Here is a 24,033-nt window from a genome sequence, read left to right on the forward strand (position 1 = left end):
TCAGAGGCGGGGATTTCATGCAATGCATTATACTTGCAGGCGGACAAAGCAGGCGAATGGGCCAACCGAAAGCGTTTCTGCCGTACAAAAACAAAACAATCCTGGAAGCGATCATTGATCAGCTGCGGGAAGTTTGTACACATCTGATCATTGTTACAAGCGACCAATTGTATGACAAAGCCGGAGAAATCATTCAGAGTGCTTATGATTTACCGGCAGCCATTTCTGTCGTTGCAGATGTTCCGGAATATACAGGAGCGGGTCCGCTTGCAGGAATATTTTCCGGCATGAGTACTGCTGAAACCCAATATGTAAAGGAAGCTTGGAACGAGGAAGCCAAGCCAGAAGACGAGCTGTTTTTTGTCATCGCTTGCGATATGCCATATATATGCTTGCCACTGCTGGAACGCATGAGGAAGATGGCGGCAGAGCATGTGGAGTATGATGCCGTCATGATTGAGAAACAACCGTTCCACGCCATTTACCGCCGCCGCATTGTATCGGATTTGCGCCATTGCCTTGATCGACGGCAATTGCGAATGAACGACCTGCTGCAGAAAATTCATGCAGTCGAAATCCCTATGTCAGAATTGCCGCATATGGCACAGATCGCCTTTACCAATATCAATACACCTGAAGATTATCGGACGTTGCAACAACGTACGTAATGGTATATCAGTCATCCCGCCGACTCGGGAATCCGCATCGACTCAGGCAATCCCAGCCATTGATTTTAATTGTTCATTTCCGGCGACTCTCCGCCATGTTTGGGGCCCGGCTGATCCGCATGCTCTCCGTGAATCGGCACTTTGCGATCGCTAAATACAGGATTTTCATCTTGAAAGCGGCTGACCACATGCTGGTCCACTTCCCACGGGGATGATTTTCCGATTTTCTGATCCAGATATACGGAAGCGCCATAGGGTCCATCCGGGAACTCCTCGACTTGTATATCTTTTGTAACCGTCTGTACATCCACAAGCTCTTCATGGTCTGTATACAACTCCGGCTTATCGGCTAAATCCGCACTCTCGCGAATTTGGCTTTTCGCTTTCTTGATGCCCATTTCTTCCGATTTTTGTTTTTGCTGATACCACTTGGATTGCTTTATCTGATCCATACACACAACACCCGCTTTCCCATTTGTTTCTTCCCTGTTACTTTTCCCTACAGCGCTTGCTCTCATGCGCGGGCGGATGCTATCAATGTCGAAGTTTACAAATATTTGAATGTAATATTTGAATGTATAGTGAACCAGTGATCAAGATACTCGAAGTGTTGTATAATAAATAAAATCTCTTTATTTCTGTTTAAAAAAGAAATCAAGGTGTATATAATGACTAGACAGATGCTATTTCACGGTACTATCGAACCGTACGCAATCGATATTTTATCCAAAAATAAAATTCAATTTTCTCAAGGAGAGAAACACTATCTTGGTAGAGGGCTTTATGTATACGAGGATCCATATCACGCTCACGTTTGGGCGATTAATAAAGCTAGATTTGAATGTTCTTATCATGTCAAAGACCTTCGTTCATATTCACAAACAGGAAACGGATATACTCACACGTTTTTCTAATGAGAAAGATACAAATCGAAACATTACACGACATTTTCGAACAGAAAAACAATATTGCTTAAAGTGAGTGTTCAAAAAGTGGTCAAGTAAGACACAAGGAGTGCGAAGTCGAAGCACGAAAAGGCGACGGAGTGTACGTGTTTGGTACATGAGTAAGCCTTTGGGGGATTCGACAAAGCAATCCGCCGTGGAGTTTTGACTACTTTTTGAACATCCTCTTAAAAGATATTCATTTAATACAGAAAGTCACTCTTTGGGAGGGTGATAGCGATGAATAAACATAAAAAATGGAATACTATAATCGATAATTACTTTGACGATATCACTGTAGATCAATTCATTGAAGATTCCAGAAAAGCCGGAATTATTCTTAAACAGCAACCCGGAGTTAAAAAAGGAAAAATTTTACGTATAACGACTGGAAATAAAAAATTTCGTCAATCAAATAATAAAGTAAATCATAAATGAATGATTTTTGTCGTCTGAATACTTTCCCCCTCACGAATCCATACTCTATAAAGAATCAAATGAAGGAAAGGGTGGAATCCATGCTCGATCCACAACAATTATACTTAGTCGCCGCAAAAAAGGATGCACAAGGGAATGTTGTCGCTTTCCGGACGAATCACGGGGATGTGTTCAGTTACGCACAAGCACTGGAATTTGCAAAGCAAGGAAGAATTGCTGAAGTTGAGGTATACAATGTCAACGGAAAAGAAGTGCTGCGCGCCGAGGATGACGGCATCGAAGGAAATGATTTGAATGACTTGCCGGAGTTTGATCAAATTTTGTCCGACAGCTAACTCGCCCCGATTCAAGTTTTACTTTGTAAAAGATAGGGACAAATATGAAAAAAGCGTTCCGCCACCATTTTATCTCTTTGGCAACGGGACGCTTTTTCTTGCTTTTCTTTCTATTGTATAATTTCGCTTTTGTATGAATTTTTGCTTCGACTTCGCACTCCTTGTACCTTATTTAACCACTTTTTGAACTCGCACTTACACATGAAATACAATTTCATCTTTCGCCCGATCATAGTCAACCGTTAAATCCGAATCGTTCAAATACCACATATCATCTGTTTCGATAAAAAAGAGAATGCCGGAAGATGTTGCGCTAATCCCGATTTCGCGGGGATGTTCCTTGGCAATCCCCAATGAGAATCCGGATTGCACCGTGCCGCACCCACCGTAACGGGCAAAAATGCGGACACCTTCCCCATCTTTCACATGCATTTCATCCCGAAACCAACTGACTGCCGCATCTGTGACTATAAGCTTCATAAATTCACCTCATGGCTGATAAAGAAGTTGTTTCTCTCAAAGGCAGTGAAAAATAAAAAAGCCATCCTGACGACTGCAGAATAGCTTTGAAAGTGCCTGGCAATGTCCTACTCTCCCAGGAGCCTGCGCTCCAAGTACCATTGGCGCTGGAGGGCTTAACGGTCGTGTTCGGTATGGAAACGAGTGTGTCCCCTCCGCCATCACCACCAGACAATTGCTATTATAGTACCAGGCTTATCAAATGTCAACACGCATTTTGATACGAGCTTTTTGGATGCCTACGATCATTTCAAATTTCAAAGCCTTTATTGCAGGAACGTTTCATGGATTGGATGATCGTTATTTGCAACTTATATTCTTTTGTTTTTTAGCCATGCTGTATATAGCAGTGTGATATAATAAAGTTCGGCTTTATAACCATTCGAGCAAATAATAAGAAATTTGGGATCTTCGGATTTTGTGGTGAAATGGACAAGAACCACTAGACAGAAACCGCATAAATACTCGTAATATCAAGTATTTATGCGGTTTTTCAAAAGGATTATTATTCAACTTACGCCCCCTTTTTAGTTCAAGAACAGTTTCGTTACTTGTGGTACGGTTCTCTGTTCCATTTATCAGGCGAATTTTAGAGGTTCCTTTTGGGTGCCTTGTCTTCATTGAAGTTAAAGCCGCTTCTGCCAACCGTGCTTCAATGCCTTATGTTTACCTCAAACAAAGACGTATCCAATGCTTGAATGAATGGCGTCCATTCTCCTGTCGTATAAAGCAGAAGCTGGTGCATCGCACGCGTGCATGCTGTATAAAAGAGCTTGCGCTCGCTTTCCCGATGATACGTCTGCGAAGAAGCATCATAGATCAGAACAGCGTCAAATTCAACGCCCTTAGCGAGATATGCGGGAATGACCAACGTTCCTTTTTCGAAGGTGGGCGTCTTCTTCGTAATCAGCCGCAGCGACGGGCATCCCTGAGCGGTCAAGAGCTCGTAAGCGTCGTGGCTTTCGGCCGCTGTTTTCGTAATGACGGCGATGGAGGCAAAGCCTTCCGCCTGAAGCGCCGCAAGATCCTCTGCTATTTGCGTTGCCAACTGCTCGTTACTGCCCACCATTGAAAGAAGCGGCTTCTTCCCGCTTCTTTCGAAGGGCACGATCTCCTTGCCACTCGGCAATAACGACTTTGTGAACTCCACAATCTCTCGGGTTGACCGATAACTGCGAACAAGGCGAACCAATCTCGTTTCAGACTCGCCGTAAAGCCGAACCAGCGGTGAATCTGAAACGTACAGTTCCGTTGACTGAGCGAAGATTGCCTGGCCGAAATCGCCGAGTACCGTCATGCGAGCACGGGGAAACAACTTTTTTATAAATTCATATTGAAACATTGAATAATCCTGACCCTCATCAACGAATATATGCCGTACCTCTGTACTCGTCCGAACGCCCTCAACAAGCTCTTTTAAATACAGGTACGGTGTCGCATCTTCATAGAACAGTTCAAGTCGACTAAGCTTTTCCTTGGTTTGCTCGCAGATGTCCGGCCAAAGCTCGGGAGCTTCGGTCTCATTCGTCATCTTGCCATAATTGTCCTTATTGCCGAACAGCTGCGCGTACAGCCCAACCATATCGATGAACAACATCTGCTTCACGCTTCGCCTCAACGGTTTAAAGTGATCCTTCACGATCATGCGACGCAGTATTTCTTCTTCCCGCTCGGCATAGTCGAAGTCGCCCTCGTCTCGCCGGCGCTTATTGTGCACTATCTCGTGAACTTCTTCATAGTGTTCGGCAAAGTCAAAGACACCCCTCTCTTTGTGTAACTCGCTGAACGCAGCAGCGTATTGCTCCTTTTCAAGATAATAAAGCTCCTCCTGCACCCAGAGCGCCTCCCGCTCCTTGCGCTCCAGTATAGTCAGCTCCTTCAGCAACCACTCTTGCAGCATTGCAACGCGATTGGCCAAGCGAATGGAAGAATCATAACTGTAAAACTGTGTTTTCATTTGCTCTACTGTGATCAATTCGCGGTCCCTAAAACAGATGCTGTTGAATCGCATGCCCTCCTGACCCAGCCATTGCGCATAATTTTGGAGAGCTTGAAGGAACGCTACAGACGCTTTATATTCAATCCCACTCAGCCGAGCCTCATGCTCTTGCGCTGTCAGCACGTATTCGATCTGATCGAACAGATCTTCTAGACACAACGTCGTTCCGATCCAATATTCAAGATATTCTTGAAAGGTCGTCTGCTGCATATTTTCTTCACCAAGCTCGGGAAGGACGGTGGATACATAGCTGTTAAACATCGGATTCGGCGAGAAAAGAACGATTTGGTCAGCCTTGAGCCGCTCTCGGTGCTTGTACAGCAAGTACGCCACCCGCTGCAGTGCCGCAGAGGTCTTCCCGCTGCCGGCCGCCCCCTGCACAATGAGCATCCGGCTCTTGTCTTCGCGTATAATGGCGTTTTGCTCTTTTTGGATGGTCGCCACGATGCTCTTCATCTGAGCATCCGCACTCTTACCGAGCACCTGCTGCAGCAATTCGTCGCCGATCGTTAAGTCCGTGTCGAAAATATTGCATAATTGACCCTCATGGATCTGGTACTGCCGCTTCAGCTTCATTGTCCCAGTTATGGATCCGGCCGGCGTGTCATATTCGGCTGCTCCCGGGGAATAGTCGTAGTACATGCTCGCAATAGGTGTCCGCCAGTCATATATCAGAAAACTCAGGCCATCTGTATCTACGAAGGATGATACGCCGATGTAGATCTGTTCGCTGAAGCTCAGACCATTCTCTTGGAAATCGATGCGCCCAAAGTAAGGTGATAACAGCAGCCGTTTCATGCTTTTCCATTGCTGCATGCGAAGTAGGTAGCTTCGCTCCCGTTCGGATAATAATGCCTCTTGTTGCTTTATACTGTAGAAAGTCTCTTCAAAATCTTCGTAGGTACTCGTGTTGACCGTAACTTCCTCCCAAAATCGTCTGCGGATGTCCGTCGCCTGATCGCGCAGCCCAGCCACCTCCGGATCCAGTTCGACGATTCTCGCTTGAAGCTTTTCCGTTACCAGATCCAGTCTCTGCTGTTCTTGATTCCAATCCTTTGCGTTTATCATTCTCTTGAACACGCTCCTTTCAAAATCCGAAGAAAAAAAGTTTGACAAACAGCATTGTCATATGATACGATTAAAATGTAGATATAATGTTATATTTTTGATTTTTTGAATAAATCGCTGGCGATTTTTTAATCTTATCATAGTGCTTTCTTCGCGTGCAATGTTTTATTTATAGTTGAACCCGGCAGACCTATGCCGGGTTCTTTAGTTTACTCATGCAACGCTTATTGAAAGGGGGACGTTTAAAGGTTTTTTGCCATCCACATTGTCAAAAGCAAAATCCTGGATTCGTAAGTCATCCCGAACAATTTCTCCCTATTTATGATACGGTTCCCCGTGATAAATCTAAATGAGGTTTTCTATTTTATTTTCTAATAGCAACCTTTTCATTAAAATCAATAATTAGACCTGCTTTAATCATAAAATCGACACCAAGAATTCCATTAAATCCATATGTCTCTTTTGTTATTCCTAACTGTATCTGAAAAGAATCCAGCATAAATCCATCAATTTCTAAATTTGTTACAGTCTGCTCATAGCACAGTTCACTTTCTCCCCCAACTCCATACATTCTTCTTGGCCTGCCACCTTTACGGTCTATGATAAGTCCAACTTCTTCAACTTCATCCGTATCAAAGATTGTAGTTGAACATCCTGTATCCAAGAGCACATCATCCAATAGTAACTGTTTCCCTTTATATGCAAGGGAAACAGTTACTATTGGTAACCCGTATTGTATTTGAATTTTCATTGGAGCCGTCTCCTAGCTCCGATAAACTTCTGTTCTTTTACATCTATTGTTTCATGGTCTGTATGGAAAATGTAGTATTCGCGAGAAGGGTCTGCTAGATGTAGTTTTTTATATTCTTTCCATGCAAAAGTCGACTCGGGGAAATTTGAAATGACGGATAATTCTTCAAGATGGCGGATAGAATCTTTTGAGTAAGCAGAGATGGCTTCGACAAGTACCCATTGTTCAGGATATAGTTCACGAACTTGCTCCCATTTCATCTTATAGCACCTCCATTTTTTTACTACACCTAGTATATCATTAAAGCTTATTTATTGGACAAACTACGTCATACATCATCATTAATTTGAATTTTTTATACAACGCAAAAAATGGATCTAGACTAAACGTACTGCTTTTCCCTTTCAACTTGCTGCCCCATTACTTATATAACTTTTATAGGAGAGATTTAAAAGAGAGCATCCTGAGGATCATTTCCAATCCTTTTTCTGCTCTCCTAAAGATACATGCTTTATAACGTTATTTTTTTCCTATCCCCTTTAACCATTTTTTTCAAGATCCCTTAACAGCTCACCACTTATTGTCTTCCATTCCGTTAAACCATTAGCACTTCGCCCCATCACAATAGCTGCTGCAGTTGAAGGACTAGAAAAAGTATAATCTTCTGTGAGATATAACCCCCTATCTTTTTTAGCCACTAGTAATCCTTTTTCTATTAAGTTTTTCCTCATTTCTAAATAGTTTTGTTGATAAGAATCGCTGACAGAATCAGCAAAAAATGAATCTTTAAACACTTTAAAACCATTATACACAGGAGTACCCACAGCATTTGCCCCTCTAGCTGCATTTATAAAATATTTTTGAAGTAAATGACTATCAATTGATTGATTAAGCACAATCTCTGTATTATATGAAATATTGGTATTGCTTACATTGAGATCCCATGCATTTCTTAATAGATTAATCAATTTTTTCTGCCTATCTTCTAAAACTCTCGGAGTCCACTCATTTTCCTGAATGACTTGAGTTGTTAATGCAAAAGTTGTAACTCCATTTTTTGATTGAAAATAGGATGTTTTCTTTTTATTAAAGTCATAGTTTTGGGCTTGCGAATTTTTGGAGCGAGTCAATAGAACCAAATTCCCTAGTTTGTGCACATATTCAGATGGATTAGGGAAATTTGTTAACCATTCACTACCCACTTTAGGTGTTTGCGGTAGAACATGCTCAACTGTAATAACGGAATGATCATAGAAAGGTTGTCCGTTTGTCAGTAATGAATCTAAGCGAAGCAAAACGTATCTCCTTACTGTATCTTTTAACTCTGTATAAACATCTCCATTTAACCTTTCCAAAACTGCCCTTTTGTCATCATCTGAAACCGTTAATAAAGATTCCTCAGAAAAGATATTAATTCCTTTCTCCATTTGCCTTAGAATTTGTGAATACTTAGACATACGCCAATTGAAGTTTTTCCGCAAGACCATGCTGATACCTGCAAACTGCTCCAACAGATTTAAAAACCCTTCCAAATTATCTTTATATTGTTGAATATAATACATTGCTACGGGAATCCAATCATTATTATCAATTCGATTAAGCAAGCTTAATATTTTTAATATCTTGGGTTGATGGCTGTAAAAGGATTGATAATCAACAAGTTTCAAATAAATATCACTGTATGGGATTAAAATGTCATTAATGAAAAATTTTCCAGTTACTTTCGAGAAGATATCCTCATATTCATCTTTATAATTTGCACTACCTTTTCTTTTTTGGATTATCATCCTTATATGATCAAATAATTTATTGAACCTATCCCGTCCTAAAGAGACTTCAACATCTTCCCACTTACTTGTATAGAAATCTTGTTCATTATCAGGGATTGCTCCTATTACACGTGCTTTAAATATATCACTTGGAAGTAAATCCAACCCCCGATCATTTAGAACAGTAAATATCCGAAAAGCTGAATCAAAATTGGGGGTAGAAACTACAACAATAAAACAAAGGGTGGCTAAAACTAAAGGGAGTGTTTTTACTGTCTCTTCATCTAATTCATTTAAGCGTTCCATAAAATACAGTGCATTTTCCATAATTGCTTTTTGGCTGTCTGTCTTGAATGATGTATCCTTTGTTAACTTATGTGTCATGCCTTTTGCTTGTATGTATTTTTTTAAGAATTCATCATCTCTTTTGCGCAAATGCAGTCTATATGTATCCTGTGTACCTAATATTTTGCTACCCTTCTGTACCACCATTTGTTCAATATCATTAGCGTAATCATCACTGAGAATGTCACGTAGTACAGAAAATAAAATAGTTAGTGTAGTCAATCGTTGTTGACCATCCAATACCTCAGCTTTTGGACCATCATTTTTGACTAAAACAATACTCCCTAGAAAATAAGGCTCGTCAACATGGCTGATATTATTTTCTGAAATACCATAGTGATTAATAAATTCCAATAAATCATCCAAAAGCTCCCCTGCTTCATCTGTTGTCCACGAGTATGGCCGTTGAACAGAAGGAACAGTGAATAAATAATCATCTGAAAATACTTTATGTAAAGGAGTTTCTTGGGCTGTTAACTTTGTTTTCATAGAATATTCCTCCCCTCTCTTCGTAACATAACTCTACAATACTTTTTTCGATCAATCATATCAATCAAAAAACCTCATTTACTTGTGGTACGGTTCACCGTGTTTGATCTTAAACTAATCTGGCCATTAGCGACATTTCTTGCATCATCACAAAATGGTATATTTATGCAAAAATGAAGTACGTCTTTAAATGTTATTCCACCACAAAATCTTCATTACTATTTGATTGGCTATACCCCTACCTGTGTTTGTATCCAAAAAACAGGCGATCTCCATATCAATTCCTGACGGTTATCCTAGCTTACATTGACAGTTTCCAATCCCGCAGTTTCCAATCCCACCGAAATATTCAGAATAAACTTTTATTTATGCAATGCTATTTTCTTCTTGCATAAGTGGCTGATTATCCCATATTATTATTTTGCCGGCAAAAAATATGGAAGCAAACTATATGCTGACAAATTATAATTTAGCAATGTTTGGGAGTGCTCGATGTGGATTTACACCTGCAAAGCTTGCCTAAAAATTTGCCCGATCGACAAAAAGTACTGGAATTAAAAGAAAAATTCCCGGATATGGACCCGCTATCTGTCGAGGCGTTTTTCGTATTTTTGCGAACATCCGGAGATCTGATAAAGAAAATCGGCACGAATCTGTCCTGCTGGGGCATTACGCCCGGCCGCATGATGACGCTGATGGCTTTATTTAATCATTCCCGCAGCATGGCTCCTTCCGAATTGGCCGAACGCATCGGAGTGACCCGCGGCACGATTACCGGTTTGCTGGACGGACTGGAGAAAGACGGACTCATACAGCGTATGGAATGCTGCAGCGACCGCCGTATGATCAATATACAATTGACCGATAAGGGAGTGGAATTTATTAATGAGATGGTTCCCAGTCATTTTGAATTGATAGGAAAAATAATGAAAGTATTGGACGAAACGGAGATCGGCACACTGATCGCTCTATTGGAAAAAGTCCATGGACGGGTGCATGAGCTTTAAATCCTTTTCATGCTTTCAATGCTTCTCATCAATTGTAAGAAAAACTGGGCTTCATCAGTCTTTTCGACTGCTGTCTGTTAGTGAAAAATCCTCGATTTTGTTCGTAGATTTGTTCGCAGATTTATTCGTAGATTGACAATTTTACAGTTGTTTCACACGATTTCCTGCTGGGAGGATACATATGGACAAAAAGAAAGTTGCGCGTATTTTTATTGGAGTCATTATTGCAGCAATACTAGGAATTGTCGGCTATTACGGCTATGAAAACTATTATTTTGTGTCGACAGATGATGCGACAATCACCGGGAACATTTATCGGATTGCTCCAAAAATCGCCGGGAAAATTGAAACTGTGAATATTCATGAGGGAGATACGGTACAAAAAGGGCAGGTGTTGATGCAAATGGAGCAGTCCAATGTTCCTACTGCAGACAGTGCAATGATCAAATCTCCCATCGACGGTGTCGTCATACAACGTACCGGACTATCAGGCGAAGTGGTCGGCGCCGGAACAACCGTTGCCTTGGTTGTATCGAAGAAAGATCTTTATGTCGAAGCAAACATCGACGAAACAAAAGCAACAGACATCAAAGTCGGGCAGCCGGTCGATATTACAGTCGACATGTACCCTGGCGTCACATTTCATGGCAAGGTGAAAGAAATTGATCCGGCTACACAATCTGCCCTTTCCCTTTTGCCGCCGGTAAACGCAGGCGGAAACTTTACAAAAATAACGCAACGGATCCCGGTTAAAATTGCTTTTACTGACGGGCCTTATGATTTTAAACCTGGTCTGAATGCAGAGGTCAAAATTCATGTGAAATAGGATGTGGTAGTGAATGAAAGAATCCTTTTGGCCCGCTGTATTTACGATCTTGATCGGATCATTCATGGCTGTGCTCGACACGAGTATTGTGAACGTGGCCATCCCCAAGATGATGAACGTATTCGGAGTGGCAGCCGATCAGATCGAATGGGTTTTGACCGCTTATACCCTTGTAATGGCTGCAGTCATCCCTCTTACCGGGTATTTGGGCAAACACTACGGATTTAAAAAAATGTATATTGTATCATTCGTGCTTTTTACCGTCGGTTCCCTGCTCTGCGGCTTAGCCTGGAGCAATAATACATTGATTGCCGCCCGCATCATTCAGGCGCTTGGCGGCGGATTGATACAGCCAATCGGGCAAGCGCTGCTGTATCAAGTCGTACCGCGCGAAAAACTCGGACCGGCCATGGGGGTTTTTGCCATCTCCGTCATGGTGGCTCCTGCGATTGGTCCGACATTGAGCGGTTATATCGTGCAATACCTTGACTGGCATCTGATTTTTACGATCAATGTCCCGATTGGCATGATCGGCATTCTCATGGCTTGGACTTTCTTAAATGAAACGGAAATTGTAAAAACAAAAGAAAAATTTGATCTGCCCGGATTCCTATATGCCGCCACCATGCTGACGACGTTGCTGCTGGGTGTTACAAAAGGACATGAGAAAGGCTGGACATCGTTTTATATCGTTTCGTTATTTGCCGCTTCCCTGATCTGTCTGCTTTTGTTGATCTATCGGGAATTGACATTTGAACATCCGTTGCTGGATTTGCGCTTGTTTAAAATTGCCGATTTTAGCAACGGGATGATCATAGGCTCTTTAATCATGATCGGAATGTTCGGCCCTGTCTATCTGATTCCCATCTATGCGGAAAGCCTGCTTGGGTATACGGCTATGAATACGGGACTGTTGATGTTCCCCCAATCCGTCTTTTCGGGGATCGTATCACTTATCGCCGGCATGTTTCTCATGAAGCGCTTTGGCAGCAAACCACTGATTCTTTTGGGATTATCCGCCACGTTAATCAACGGAATCATGTTGACCGACATCAATATGAATACGACGGATTCCACGATTCGCTGGTTGCTTTCGTTGCGGGGATTGGGGCTCGGTCTGTGCATGATGCCGACAATGCAAATGCCATTGGATCCTTTGGACAAATCCCAGACCGGCAATGGTTCGGCGCTTTTGAATATCTCGAGGCAAGTGGCTCTATCCATCGGTGTGGCGATCTTGACATCTGTGTTTCAAACGAATGGCGTAAAACATGCCGTTCAACTGGCCAATACGGTTAATGCATCGAACCCGATCAACTCCGACTATTTATTAAATCAGCAAAATCTTTACATGGCGCAAGGGTTTTCAAGCAATGATGCATACGGATATGCGGTCAATTCCATGCTGGGATTGGTGCAAAAGTACGCGACCATTCAGGCCGTCGATGATGCTCTCTGGGTAGCCGCGATCTTTGTCGCAATGGCGATTCCTCTGGCACTGCTGATTCGCGGCGGAAAAGCGGCAAAAAAAAGCGTGGAAGAGCCGGAAGCTGCACATATGGCCGTAGAAATGTAATGTTCCAACAAATACGTTTCGGAACGATACGTTTAGAAACGGACGGATTGGAATCCATTTGCGGATACGAAACTGTTTTATAAGGTGGAGAAAATAATGAATAAAAAATCTGTGCCTCTCTATATCGGGCTTATCATGAGCGCTAGTGTATTCAGTCTATACGGCTGCGGTGCCGTAAAACCGGCCATGCTGCAAGTACAATCGGGCGGCAGCGGGCAAGGCGGCCAACAACAAGGCAACTATCTTCTTTTTACAGGAAAACTTTCCGGAATCGAGGAAGTTCAAATTTATCCGAAAATTTCCGGACGTGTAACAACGGTTTCCAAAGATATCGGCAATGCGGTCAATCCCGGCGATGTGCTGGTTCAACTCGAAACGACCGATTTGCAAGCACAGCTCAACAGCGCCCAGTCGGATCTTGCCATGGCTCAAGCCAAATATCAGGATGTGACAAACGGGACGAGGCCTGAAGATATCCAGGCGGCACAAGCAGCTTACGAACAGGCGCTAAACCATTATGAAGACGTCAAAAACGGCACGCGCCCTGAACAATTGGACAGTTTAAAGGCGGCTCTTGCAACGGCTCAAGCCAATTACGAGAATGCCAAGCAAGAATTGGATCGCAACCAGGCGCTATTTGATCAAGGAGTGATTGCCAAGCAAGCATTTGATAACATACAAGTGTCGTATCAACAAGCGAATGCTGCCTATGTTGCAGCACAAAACAATTTGAAACTGGCCGAAGAAGGACCTACCCAGGATACGTTAAACTCCCTCAAAGCGGCAGTGGACCAAGCAAAAGCATTGTACGACAAGGCGCGCAACGGAGCGACGCCGCAACAAATCGAAGAAGCAAAAGCAGCCTTGCAAAAAGCACAGGCAAATGTAAATCTGAATCAATACAATTATGACAACGGGACGCTGAAAAGCCCGATCAAAGGATATGTAGCTGCCCGGAATATTGATCCGGGTGAAATGGCAAATCCCTCTTCCTCATTGATGACAATCGTGGATACCGATCAAGTGTATCTATCCATCGATGTACCGGAAAATGAATTGAAGTATATCAAGCAAAATGCAGATGCGGATGTGCAAGTGGCTGCCCTCGGCAAAACTGTCAAAGGAAAAATCAGCATCATCAGCCCCCAAGCCGAGCCGAACTCGGATAAATATTTGGTGAAGATATTGATCAACAATCCTGACCACAGCCTGCGCGCCGGCATGACCGGAGTTGTGAAAATCAAGGATAAATAAACAATGTATAATGCAATACACCCGGATTTCCGGGCGTTTCTTTGAATAGCTGGATTGCATTTATGTAAAAGCAGACGGATGTAAAAGCAAATCTTGCAATAAAAAAACGAGCAGGTTTGCCAAGACCTATTGGCAGACTGTTCGTTTTTTATCGCTTATGCCTATTCATCATTTTTAAAGAATCAAACTGCTTGATTCAAAAATCAGACGACTTGGAAAATGCGCTTGTTTGTATTTATTTCGTCATCCCGTTCAATATCCGCGCCAAGAGAACGCAATTTGCCTACAATATCGACATAACCGCGATCAACATGATGCAGCCCGTGAATTTCCGATACCCCTTGGGCTGCCAGTGCAGCCGTAATCAATGCGCCGCCTGCACGCAAATCGCTCGCCGTTACAACCGCGCCCGTCAACTTCGGAACACCTTCCACAACTGCCGTCCGGCCTTCCACTTTGATCTCCGCACCCATGCGCTGCAACTCGCTGACATGCATAAACCGATTTTCAAATACCGTTTCCGTCACCAGGCTATTTCCTTGAATGACAGTCAAAAATGCCATCATCTGCGCCTGCAGATCCGTCGGAAACCCTGGATAGGGCAGTGTCTTAATATCGATCGGCTTCAAGGTTCTTTCGATTCCCTGCACACGAATTCCCTTCACATCATCGACCACCGAAACTCCAGCTTCCCGGAGTTTGGCCAGCAATGGCGTCAAATGGTTGGAGATCGCTCCTTCCACATATACATCTCCATTGGTAATCGCTGCTGCAAGCAAAAATGTCCCGACTTCGATCCGATCGGGAATCACTGTATGATTGGCGCCGTGCAGTTCATCTACGCCTTCGATGCGGATCACATCCGTGCCCGCGCCTCGCACATGCGCACCCATTGCATTCAGATAGTTCGCCAAATCTATGATTTCCGGTTCCCTTGCCGCATTATGAATGAATGTCTGACCTTTCGCCAAAACTGCCGCCATCATCACATTCTGGGTTCCGCCAACCGTATTCACATCAAAATAAATCCGACTGCCGCGCAAACCGCCGCTCGGCACTTTCGCATCGACAAATCCATGACCCACTTCAATTTCGGCACCCAATGCCTGTAACCCTTTCAGATGTTGATCGACCGGCCGCGCACCGATCGCACATCCACCCGGCAAAGCCACCCGCGCTTGTCCAAAACGTGCAAGCAGCGGACCCAGTACAGTAAAAGACGCCCGCATTTTACGAACCAATTCATCCGGTGCTTTTGGATTATGTAAATTCTCCGCATTCAAACGCAATGCGTCCGGCCGTATCTCCTGTACCTTGACCCCAAGATTTTCAATGACTTCTGTAATAATCTGTACGTCCGTTAGCTGCGGAACATCTTCAATGATGCTGTCACCTTTCACAGGTAAAATGGAAGCAGCCAAGATCGGTAAAACGGAATTTTTCGCACCGCTTGCCCGTACGGTTCCGTATAATTGATTTCCTCCGCGAATCAATATTTTTGGCACGTTGACACCCTCCGCATCAGCGGGATTCTCTCCCTAATACTCGATGGTTACTATCGGAGATCCGACAAGAACTTGTGTCCGATGACGGTATGAGTCATAATGAACCGCCACTTGCAAGTTCATCTTTTTTCCATTTGTCAAAATATAATCCTGTGACATCGGCGAATACGCCGAGATACTTGTCACAAGGTCAGATTTTACCCCTTCCACCTCTGTTGCCTGAACAGATTTGAATGTTTTGGAAATCAGTGCATTTGTCTCCACCTTGTTCATTCTATCACTCACAAATCCTTCAATACAAGTGCTAATTTGTGGTCTAACGTTTGTAAGCGCTGTCGTTTTTTTGATTTTTTCGATATCATTGGAAAGTTGGGTTCGATTGCCTGATTTGCTTTCTGCGCGAATCACTAACGTTGTTTGCGGATTGCTGCCTGGAAATTTCATGCTTGTCAAAATCATGCTGACTTTTGTGGAAGTTCCCCAACTTCCTCTGATTTGATAGACGTTGCGGCTGCCGTCGGAGCTGGAATATGTGCTGGGATTCTCAATGTGTATAAGGTCGTTTAACTTTTGGCTGTATGTACGCAAATCGGCCTCACTGTGATAGTTTTGGTCAATGACCGTCCAATCATGCACGTTATAGCCCGATTGTGTTGCACCGGTGGCAGCAAACGCTTGACTTACCAGGCGTGTCATGTCATCGTTTTGATCGTAGGAATGTGCAGATCGGCTCTGCCAAAGACTCATTGTGAAAAGAATAGCACAAACGGAGAGGATTCCCAAACCTATTTTCTTCATATTGTCTTCCTCCTGCTTTTGAGGTCTACTAGGCATTTTCGCCGCAAAAACAAGGGAATATACTCGTGCTTATAAATATTGCCGATGAATTGAGAAATATTGTAAATGCAATGGATTGTGAATGGGTTTATGAACTGGCCGGTGAAGCGCAAGGGGCGAAAATCAATGATGGAACATCCGGAGAAGGAAGCATGTATCCAAAATCAACAAACAGATCAAACGCTCGCGGTTCGACTGCTTCCATTTCAGCGAAAGCTTGTCGCTGCTCTGTTGAAGCTGCTTGATTCGCCACAGGTTGCCCCTTATATCGACATGCCCGTCAACGAGAAATCGCTGACAGAGTTGGCAGAGCATAGCACGGTTCTGGAACATTTCGGCCTTGGAGCGTACCGAGTCATCGGTGTACACCATTCGAAGACGTTTGATCACACTCGCAACGCCTGTCTGGATCCCCGTTCCTTTTTGCAAATCGCAGGTCTGATCGGCTTTACGCGGCCGGAAGTTTTCGAGGATACGGCTGTTCTCGGCACCTGGCTCGGAGAATCTTTTCAAGGCAAAGGGATCAATTCCCTGGCGAAACGCGATATGTTGCAGCTTGCTTTTGCCAACCCGGACATTACGCGCGTGATTTGGATGGTTGAGCAAACCAATATACGGGCTATTCGGGCATCCCGAAAACTTCCGTATACAATCGAGACAGAGACGATTGCAGAGCAGGATCAACCGCTTTGGCGCTATAAAAAGTGGTATGAGTTTAAAACTGGCCTTTCTGTCGCAGTATTCCAAGTTACAAGAGCTGCCTTTTTCGCTGACACTATAAAAAGCGGCCGGTGATTCACTATATTTTCTTCAAAATTTCTGTGTCACCAAATATGTATCGTCCGTTTTTTGTGTGTCGATTCACGTGTGCCTATCTATCTGTTGACCGTTTTCAATGGGGATGATACGATTGTCATTAAGGAATTTAATAGAAAATTAAAAACTTTTGTTTTCTTCTTATCAAGAGAGGTGGAGGGACTGGCCCGTAGAAGCCCGGCAACCGACAGTTATAGAACTTACACTGTAGTGGTGCCAATTCCAGCAGGACGTTTGGTTCTGAAAGATGAGAGGGAGTCGAGTATGTGGATCATAATCGCCTTTCTCAAAGGGCGGTTTTTTATTTTATTATAAACAGCTATATTTTAGGGGAGATGAGAACATGGCAGATCGTAAACAAGGATTTGAAACACTATCATTGCATGGAGGACAAACTCCGGATCCGGCGACTGGCGCACGAGCTGTACCGATCTATCAAACAACATCCTTTTCGTTTCGGGACAGTGAACATGCAGCGAACCTCTTTTCATTAAAAGAAAGCGGCAATATCTATACAAGAATTATGAACCCCACACAAGATGTTTTTGAGCAGCGAATCGCGTTGCTGGAAGGTGGAGTCGGTGCATTGGCGGTATCTTCCGGGCAAGCGGCCATTACTCTCTCGCTCTTGAACATCGCCGATTCCGGAGACGAAATCGTGGCATCCAGCAACTTGTACGGCGGTACATATAATTTATTGGCTGTCACATTGAGGCGGCTGGGCATTACGGTTCACTTCGTCGACCCATCCGACCCGGCCAATTTCGAACGGGCGATTACGCCAAAAACGAAAGCTCTGTATGCAGAAACGATTGGAAATCCGAGAATTGATGTGTTGGATATTCAAGCAGTCGCAGATATCGCTCATAGCTATAACATCCCGTTAATTATTGACAATACGTTTGCCACTCCCTATTTGTGCCGTCCGTTCGAGCATGGAGCTGATATTGTGATTCATTCCGCTACCAAATTTATCGGAGGCCACGGTACATCCATCGGCGGAGTTATTGTCGATAGCGGAAATTTTGATTGGACAAAAGGAAACTTTCCCGGTCTGACAGAGCCGGATGAAAGCTATCATGGCATACGTTATGTGGAAGCATTAGGACCGCTTGCATACATCATCAAGGCTCGCGTTCAATTGCTGCGGGATATGGGCACGGCTATCTCCCCATTCAATAGTTTCTTGCTGCTGCAAGGTGTAGAGACGTTGTCATTGCGTATGGAGCGGCATGTAACCAACACTTTGGCTGTAGCAAACTTTCTCACACAGCATTCGAATGTCAATTGGGTACAGTATCCGGGGCTTGAATTCAGTCCCTATTATTCATTGGCGCAAAAGTATCTTCCCAAAGGAGCCGGGGCGATTTTGACATTCGGCATTCAGGGCGGTGTGCAAGCAGGTGCGAAATTCATCGATCGCTTGCAGCTGTTTTCCCACCTGGCCAATGTAGGAGATGCAAAATCCCTTGTGATCCACCCGGCAAGCACGACACATCAACAGCTATCGGAAGAAGACCAAATCAAAAGCGGCGTAGCCCCTGATTTGGTACGTTTATCGATCGGCTTGGAAACCATTGACGATATTTTAGAAGATTTGGATCAGGCACTTCGAAATAGTCAGCAATAACCTGGAATACCAGCCGTTTCAGAATGACGAACCGCAGGGATTCAGATATGATAATGACAGTGCTAGTAACCTCTCTACATTAAATAAACAATCGACAACTCAATCTATCCCGGAGATCCATCTTCCCCCACGGATCTCCTTTTTTATGGTTTTTTTCCTTGCTTCATTGCATGAGTTCCGGCTTGTCCACATATTCGTAGTAGCCATTGTTTAATTTCCGGATATGTGAATTAATTTTACAAAATTGGGAAATTTTTATCCAGGGATTTGTGCTCCAGTAGACATTTTCCACCTGCTTGACAAGATCACAGACTCGCTGCTTGCCATTCTCCTGCAGATACGCCGCCAGGATATTCGCCTGTTCTTCAATCGTTCGTCTCCGTTTGCCTGATTGCCTTGCATGGCTTGAACGATCCGCTTTCTGTGCCGGCACATCTTGCTCAATGGCTGAAGCAATCCAGGGATTTGTTTGAATCGGATTTACCTGAATGAGATTTGTCTGAATAGTTTCGATATGTTCTCTGTTTTTGTCATATTGACCCGGCAACACAGGCTGCTGCCAAAGGATTGGTTGCAACTGCTCCGCAGCCGTACGTATCTTGGCTGCAGCTATCTCAAAAATTTCCGTCATTTTCCTTTCAATGGCCGCTTCTACTATCTGGTTCAACTGATTTTCAATCGCCCGTTCCACCGTATTGGCGAATAATTGGGCAAATATCTGCAACCCTTCTTCTGTAAATACGGCCGCCGCTTCTTTTAATCCGCCTTTGTCCTGTAATGCTTGTACACCCGGTATATCTTCCCGCTTTTCAAATGTTGAACTCGCTAATGCATATCGATCCGCTTCGCCTTTTTTCCATTTATTTTGAAATTTCTGCATTTGATTCACCAATCATCACCCCGTTGCCACAATTTGCGCTGCTCTATTTTGCTTGCCTGTTTTTGCATTTTCGTCTATGTTTGCGGCTCCATACTCGTATGTTTGTAACCACCTGTTATGTTTGCAACCACTTTTGACATGCTTGCAATTATACTAGCATACTCTTGCCAAAGTGTGCGGATATTCGCAAATGTAGTGCAAATTCGACAAAAATAGTGATAACATGGCAAATCTTTTACATCCATTTTTTCCCTTTGAAGAAATACACCATGTATAAGGATATGACAACCAATAAAATAACGATTACGACCGTGGTAATCCAACTGTCTTTAAAAGGCAAAGGTGTATTCATTCCGAAAAATCCTGTAATTGCCGTGAGTGTCGCTGTAACGGTAGTAATAATCGTAAGCACCCGCATCGTGTCATTCGTGCGGGCCGATACCAGGGAATAGTAGGTTTCCATGGCGCCCGACACAAGATCCCGTGCGACTTCCAATGAATCCGAAATGCGCTCCAAATGGTCAACGAGATCCATATAATAAGGCACATTGTCCTCATGCACTTCAAAGGAATAGGGTCCGCCAACACCTGCGAATATCCGTTTTTTGGGCTGAATGACTCTTCGGATCAACACAATCGTCCGCTTCAATGCCAGGAACTCTTCGGTAATTTCCTGGGCCGGATGCTCATACATCTCGTCTTCCAATTCATCGATCCGGGCCATGATCCGTTCCATGATCGGAAAGTATTCGTCCGTAATTCCATCCACAATGGAATACAACAGAAAGTCCGGACCTTTATCCATAAAATGCAGGGCGCGCAACGAGCGATAGGCGATTTTTCCGATGGAATGAAGCGGATTTTTATGGACGGTGACAATATAATTTTTGCCGAGAAACACATTTAATTCTTCTGTCGTAATCTCTTTCTCACTTTCTTCATCGTATCGCAATGCATGAAAGGTAAAAAAGTAATAGTCATCGTAATGATCGACTTTTGAGCGGGGAGAATCGTGCAAACAATCCTCAATGGCCAAAGGGTGGAAAGCAAAAATTTCCCCAATGTACTTTAACTCATCCGCCGAACATTTATATAGATCAATCCATAAAAGATTTTGATGATCTTCCAAAAGTTCTTTTTTCTTTTTCAAGTCTATATCGTGGTACATTTTCTTTTCTTCTGCATGATAAAAATACGTTTTGATCACAGCATAAACTCCCTTAGATTTTCCGACGTCGACACCGATACATATTCGTATCGGCAATAAAATTCATCGAATCATTCATCTTATTATCAAAATGAATATAAGACATTGCTTGAAATAACGCCCCAAACTTACCACCCACTATTGCAACTCGTTTTCTCTGAACTATTTTATTAAATAACGAGATGTATATTTCAATTCAAAATTTTAAAAGATCTTTATTTCAAATCGGAATAAAGATGTTATAATCATAATAAAATACATTGTATATTTCATAACGGTTGTTTTTTGTCTGCTTACATGCTTTCTTCTTTGTATCGAATATGCAAACAATTCATTTGCAGCAATTGTAAATATTCTTCCAAATAAACACTGTTCAATATTTACATTATTTAAGTAAGGAGTAATAAATATGTCTACTTTACCATTGCCTACACCAAATTGTGATAAACCTCATCAATCATCACTTTGGAGTCATTTCCCATTGAAATCCATTTGCAATCGTCGCGGTTATCATTGGTATGTTGTTGGCACCGTATGCATTGGCGCATTTATGGCCGCATTAGATGCCAGTATTATCAATATTGCTTTACCAACCTTTCAAGCTCAATTTCACATGTCAATTAATTCAGTTGAATGGATTAGCTTGGTGTATCTTTTGACGCTCGCGGCACTTATTGTGACATTCGGGCGCCTCGCTGATCTATTTGGCAGGCGCTGGATGTACTCGATCGGCTTTCTTATTTTCATCATTGGCTCAACGTTCTGCGGCACTGCTTCTTCCGTTCCGCTTCTTCTCATATCAAGAGTCGTCCAGGCGATTGGCGCTGCCATGCTGCAAGCCAATAGTGTAGCAATCATTACCGCAGCTACCCCTTCTAAAGACCGCGGCAAAGCAATCGGACTGCAAGCGAGTGCACAAGGAATAGGACTTAGCCTTGGGCCTGCTATCGGTGGAGCTTTGATTCATTTTCTTAGTTGGCGGTGGTTGTTTTTTGTCAACATACCTGTGGGAATTATCGGAACAACTTTAGGTGTTTTATTTTTACCCAAAGATAGCAAAAACCCGAATAAAGAAGGATTTGATTATCTTGGTACGATAATCCTTGCACCGACGTTGGTTGCATTGATTTACTTGCTCAATATGGGGTTAAAGCAAGGATGGACCTCTCCTGTTGTTATGATGAGTTACACGATCACCATAGTAGGCATGGTTGCTTTTATATGGATCGAACGAAACATGAAATTCCCCATGGTTGATCTTTCCTTATTTAAAAATCCGACGTTTACTCTTGGAAACGTAACGGGAATTCTATCATTTGCAGTCATGTATGCAGTCCTTTTGCTTGTCCCTTTTTACCTTGCGGGTGTGCAAAAGATCAATCCGCTTCAATCGGGGCTGTTTCTTTCCATCATCCCAATCGGCATGACGATATTCACACCAATTTCAGGAGCAATCGCCGACCGCTTCGGTACGCGCATCCCTACAATAATCGGCATGTCGGCTGCTGCCTGCGGTTCTATCATGCTCTCATTTGTCGGTGGAAACTGGACCTATCTCTATCTGATTCTCGGGCTTTTTCTGGTCGGGAGCGGGCTTGGTATATTTACACCCCCTAATAATAGTAGTGTTATGGGCAGTACGCCATCGCATCGACTTGGGGTAGCCGGCGGGATTTTAAATATGTCGCGTACACTTGGCATGGGATTTGGCATAACATTCGGCGGTCTTTCTTACCAACTGTTTATTTCATATGAAGGTGTGTTGTCGGAACATATGGCTTCCAGTCTACAAATGCTGTTTGCTTTCCGGATGTCTTTCGTAGTCATCGCTGCTGTTGCCGGTATTGCCTGTATACTTTCTGCCGTACGCCAAAACAAAAAAAAGAAGATGATTATTCCGTCAATTGATTGATCATCATAACAGCCGCACCTGTAGCGATCCCATCGCTTCCAAGTTTCCCACGACTAAATTCTACAGAATAGGAAGGCGAATCATACGTTTTTTCTAAGGCGACTTCTTTTGCAATAGCAAAGAACAAATCATTCGTATCGATTAACGGACCGCCCAAAATCACATGTTCCGGATGAAGAATATTCAATACATTCGCGAGTCCTATGCCAAAACACGTAGCTGATTGGGTAAATATTTCGACCGCTAAAGGATCCTTTTCATTCAGCGCGTACAGCAAGTGATGAAATCGTACATCTTCCGGGGCATATACCAATTCATTCAACATGCATTTTCGACCTGATTTAAGCAGGGATTGAGCCTTTTGCTCCAAGGCATAAATGGATACATAGGATTCCAAAGAGCCGTAATTCCCCCCAGGTTCCCTTGGCGGAGGACCATCTGTTTGAATGATCATTTGTCCAATGGAGCCTTCCATATCAACGGCGCCATATACAACTTTTCCACTCGTCATCATCGATGAACGAATCCCGACACCCGCAGTAACATAAAGCAAATGCTGATATCGATATTGTGAAGATGCCCAGTATTCCCCCAAGATTGAAGTGTTTGTACCGTTATCAAGCATGACAGGAAATCCGAACGGTTCTTCAATCATTTGACAAATCGGTACATTGCTCCAACCGTTCGCAGGAAAGTACTTTGGGGATCGTATGATACCTTGTGTCCGATCGAGTGGACCAACCGCTCCTATCCCCATACCCAAACAGGATGCTAACGCGATATTGTGATTTGTCATCATAGTTTGAACAGCATATATGATTTCATTTATTAATTTTTCCGGCGTCATGCTTGTTGTCATGGACCAACGAACGGTATCCACTATCTTTAAATCAAGATCAAATAAAATTAATTTGGAATACGTTCTGGAAATGTCAAGTCCAAACACATGCGCATACGCAGGATTTATCTTATATAGGATTGGTTTGCGTCCACCTGTGGACTCGCCAAAACCCGCTTCCAAAATGAGTCCCAAGGAAATAAGTTCTTCCAATATTCTTGTCAACGTGCTGACGGTTAATTTGCTTTTTTCCAGAAGATCTGCTTTTAAAGCAACACCTTGCGTACGAATCAGTTTGTATATTTCCTTCGCATTGCGTCCCGGTATTCTTTCATTCATCTTTATCATAATCCCCAATGCACCTGCGCCCCGGTTTTATTTAAAATTCTAACGAAGTTATCGAATAAATCTTCAAACGAT

The 24,033-nt window shown here is 43.2% G+C and carries 21 protein-coding genes, 1 rRNA gene and 1 riboswitch; of the genes, 10 read left to right on the forward strand and 12 right to left on the reverse strand.

Annotation, left to right across the window (positions count from 1 at the left end):
- Window positions 1-17: 17 nt before the first annotated feature.
- Window positions 18-668 (forward strand): molybdenum cofactor guanylyltransferase, encoded by a 651-nt coding sequence (gene mobA / locus LSG31_RS04650; protein WP_347438237.1) that lies wholly within the window; start codon window positions 18-20, stop codon window positions 666-668.
- Window positions 669-733: 65 nt separating this feature from the next.
- On the opposite strand, the gene LSG31_RS04655 is transcribed toward mobA, so the two are convergent.
- Window positions 734-1,120, reverse strand: coding sequence for a hypothetical protein (locus LSG31_RS04655; protein WP_347438238.1), 387 nt, complete (start codon window positions 1,118-1,120; stop codon window positions 734-736).
- A gap of 732 nt (window positions 1,121-1,852) precedes the next feature.
- Here LSG31_RS04655 and LSG31_RS04660 point away from each other — a divergent pair.
- Both LSG31_RS04660 and LSG31_RS04665 read left to right on the forward strand, forming a co-directional pair.
- On the forward strand, window positions 1,853-2,050 hold the full coding sequence (locus LSG31_RS04660) for a hypothetical protein (RefSeq protein WP_347438239.1): 198 nt from the start codon (window positions 1,853-1,855) through the stop codon (window positions 2,048-2,050).
- A gap of 80 nt (window positions 2,051-2,130) precedes the next feature.
- The gene (locus LSG31_RS04665) at window positions 2,131-2,385 is read left to right on the forward strand and encodes a DUF3892 domain-containing protein (protein WP_347438240.1); all 255 of its coding nucleotides are present in this window, start codon (window positions 2,131-2,133) and stop codon (window positions 2,383-2,385) included.
- A 195-nt stretch (window positions 2,386-2,580) separates the two neighbouring features.
- On the opposite strand, the gene LSG31_RS04670 is transcribed toward LSG31_RS04665, so the two are convergent.
- The 6 genes from LSG31_RS04670 to LSG31_RS04700 form a co-directional block, all read right to left on the reverse strand.
- Window positions 2,581-2,865 carry a HesB/YadR/YfhF family protein gene (locus tag LSG31_RS04670; protein ID WP_347438241.1) on the reverse strand — a complete coding sequence of 95 codons (285 nt, stop codon included), beginning with the start codon at window positions 2,863-2,865 and terminating at the stop codon, window positions 2,581-2,583.
- Window positions 2,866-2,959: 94 nt separating this feature from the next.
- Window positions 2,960-3,076, reverse strand: a 5S ribosomal RNA gene (rrf, locus tag LSG31_RS04675).
- Between the two features lie 480 nt (window positions 3,077-3,556).
- Window positions 3,557-5,971, reverse strand: a complete 2,415-nt coding sequence (gene helD / locus LSG31_RS04685) for an RNA polymerase recycling motor HelD (protein WP_347438242.1) — start codon at window positions 5,969-5,971, stop codon at window positions 3,557-3,559.
- A gap of 364 nt (window positions 5,972-6,335) precedes the next feature.
- Window positions 6,336-6,722 carry an aspartyl protease family protein gene (locus LSG31_RS04690; protein ID WP_347438243.1) on the reverse strand — a complete coding sequence of 129 codons (387 nt, stop codon included), beginning with the start codon at window positions 6,720-6,722 and terminating at the stop codon, window positions 6,336-6,338.
- Window positions 6,719-6,982, reverse strand: a complete 264-nt coding sequence (locus LSG31_RS04695; RefSeq protein ID WP_347438244.1) for a hypothetical protein — start codon at window positions 6,980-6,982, stop codon at window positions 6,719-6,721. Before LSG31_RS04695 ends, LSG31_RS04690 begins: the two co-directional genes overlap by 4 nt.
- A gap of 279 nt (window positions 6,983-7,261) precedes the next feature.
- On the reverse strand, window positions 7,262-9,325 hold the full coding sequence (locus LSG31_RS04700) for a DUF4357 domain-containing protein (RefSeq protein WP_347438245.1): 2,064 nt from the start codon (window positions 9,323-9,325) through the stop codon (window positions 7,262-7,264).
- Window positions 9,326-9,819: 494 nt separating this feature from the next.
- Between LSG31_RS04700 and LSG31_RS04705 the strand changes: the two genes are divergently transcribed.
- From LSG31_RS04705 to LSG31_RS04720, 4 genes are all read left to right on the forward strand, one after another.
- On the forward strand, window positions 9,820-10,332 hold the full coding sequence (locus LSG31_RS04705; protein ID WP_347438246.1) for a MarR family winged helix-turn-helix transcriptional regulator: 513 nt from the start codon (window positions 9,820-9,822) through the stop codon (window positions 10,330-10,332).
- A 181-nt stretch (window positions 10,333-10,513) separates the two neighbouring features.
- The gene (locus LSG31_RS04710; protein WP_347438247.1) at window positions 10,514-11,158 is read left to right on the forward strand and encodes an HlyD family secretion protein; all 645 of its coding nucleotides are present in this window, start codon (window positions 10,514-10,516) and stop codon (window positions 11,156-11,158) included.
- A gap of 13 nt (window positions 11,159-11,171) precedes the next feature.
- Complete coding sequence (locus tag LSG31_RS04715) at window positions 11,172-12,734, forward strand: DHA2 family efflux MFS transporter permease subunit (RefSeq protein WP_347438248.1); 1,563 nt, start codon at window positions 11,172-11,174, stop codon at window positions 12,732-12,734.
- A gap of 96 nt (window positions 12,735-12,830) precedes the next feature.
- Window positions 12,831-13,988 (forward strand): HlyD family secretion protein, encoded by a 1,158-nt coding sequence (locus LSG31_RS04720; protein ID WP_347438249.1) that lies wholly within the window; start codon window positions 12,831-12,833, stop codon window positions 13,986-13,988.
- Between the two features lie 203 nt (window positions 13,989-14,191).
- On the opposite strand, the gene murA is transcribed toward LSG31_RS04720, so the two are convergent.
- Together murA and LSG31_RS04730 are read right to left on the reverse strand one after the other, a co-directional pair.
- On the reverse strand, window positions 14,192-15,493 hold the full coding sequence (gene murA, locus LSG31_RS04725; protein WP_347438250.1) for a UDP-N-acetylglucosamine 1-carboxyvinyltransferase: 1,302 nt from the start codon (window positions 15,491-15,493) through the stop codon (window positions 14,192-14,194).
- Between the two features lie 33 nt (window positions 15,494-15,526).
- The gene (locus LSG31_RS04730; protein ID WP_347438251.1) at window positions 15,527-16,291 is read right to left on the reverse strand and encodes a YwmB family TATA-box binding protein; all 765 of its coding nucleotides are present in this window, start codon (window positions 16,289-16,291) and stop codon (window positions 15,527-15,529) included.
- Between the two features lie 165 nt (window positions 16,292-16,456).
- On the opposite strand from LSG31_RS04730, the gene LSG31_RS04735 reads away from it, so the two are divergent.
- Both LSG31_RS04735 and LSG31_RS04740 read left to right on the forward strand, forming a co-directional pair.
- Window positions 16,457-17,125, forward strand: coding sequence for a GNAT family N-acetyltransferase (locus LSG31_RS04735; protein WP_347438252.1), 669 nt, complete (start codon window positions 16,457-16,459; stop codon window positions 17,123-17,125).
- A gap of 159 nt (window positions 17,126-17,284) precedes the next feature.
- Window positions 17,285-17,400: riboswitch (SAM riboswitch) on the forward strand.
- Window positions 17,401-17,489: 89 nt separating this feature from the next.
- Complete coding sequence (locus LSG31_RS04740) at window positions 17,490-18,776, forward strand: homocysteine synthase (protein WP_347438253.1); 1,287 nt, start codon at window positions 17,490-17,492, stop codon at window positions 18,774-18,776.
- A gap of 163 nt (window positions 18,777-18,939) precedes the next feature.
- Here the strand turns inward: LSG31_RS04740 and LSG31_RS04745 are convergent, their stop codons facing one another.
- Entirely contained in the window at window positions 18,940-19,665 is a 726-nt protein-coding gene (locus LSG31_RS04745; protein ID WP_347438254.1) for a hypothetical protein, read from the reverse strand.
- Between the two features lie 226 nt (window positions 19,666-19,891).
- Entirely contained in the window at window positions 19,892-20,863 is a 972-nt protein-coding gene (gene corA, locus LSG31_RS04750) for a magnesium/cobalt transporter CorA (RefSeq protein WP_347438255.1), read from the reverse strand.
- A gap of 409 nt (window positions 20,864-21,272) precedes the next feature.
- On the opposite strand from corA, the gene LSG31_RS04755 reads away from it, so the two are divergent.
- Window positions 21,273-22,775 (forward strand): MFS transporter, encoded by a 1,503-nt coding sequence (locus tag LSG31_RS04755; protein ID WP_347438256.1) that lies wholly within the window; start codon window positions 21,273-21,275, stop codon window positions 22,773-22,775.
- On the opposite strand, the gene LSG31_RS04760 is transcribed toward LSG31_RS04755, so the two are convergent.
- Window positions 22,756-23,952, reverse strand: a complete 1,197-nt coding sequence (locus tag LSG31_RS04760; RefSeq protein ID WP_347438257.1) for an ROK family protein — start codon at window positions 23,950-23,952, stop codon at window positions 22,756-22,758. The two genes, LSG31_RS04755 and LSG31_RS04760, sit on opposite strands and share 20 nt — an antisense overlap.
- Window positions 23,953-24,033 lie beyond the last annotated feature (81 nt).

The sequence above is a fragment of the Fodinisporobacter ferrooxydans genome, assembly GCF_022818495.1.
Taxonomy (GTDB): domain Bacteria; phylum Bacillota; class Bacilli; order Tumebacillales; family MYW30-H2; genus Fodinisporobacter; species Fodinisporobacter ferrooxydans.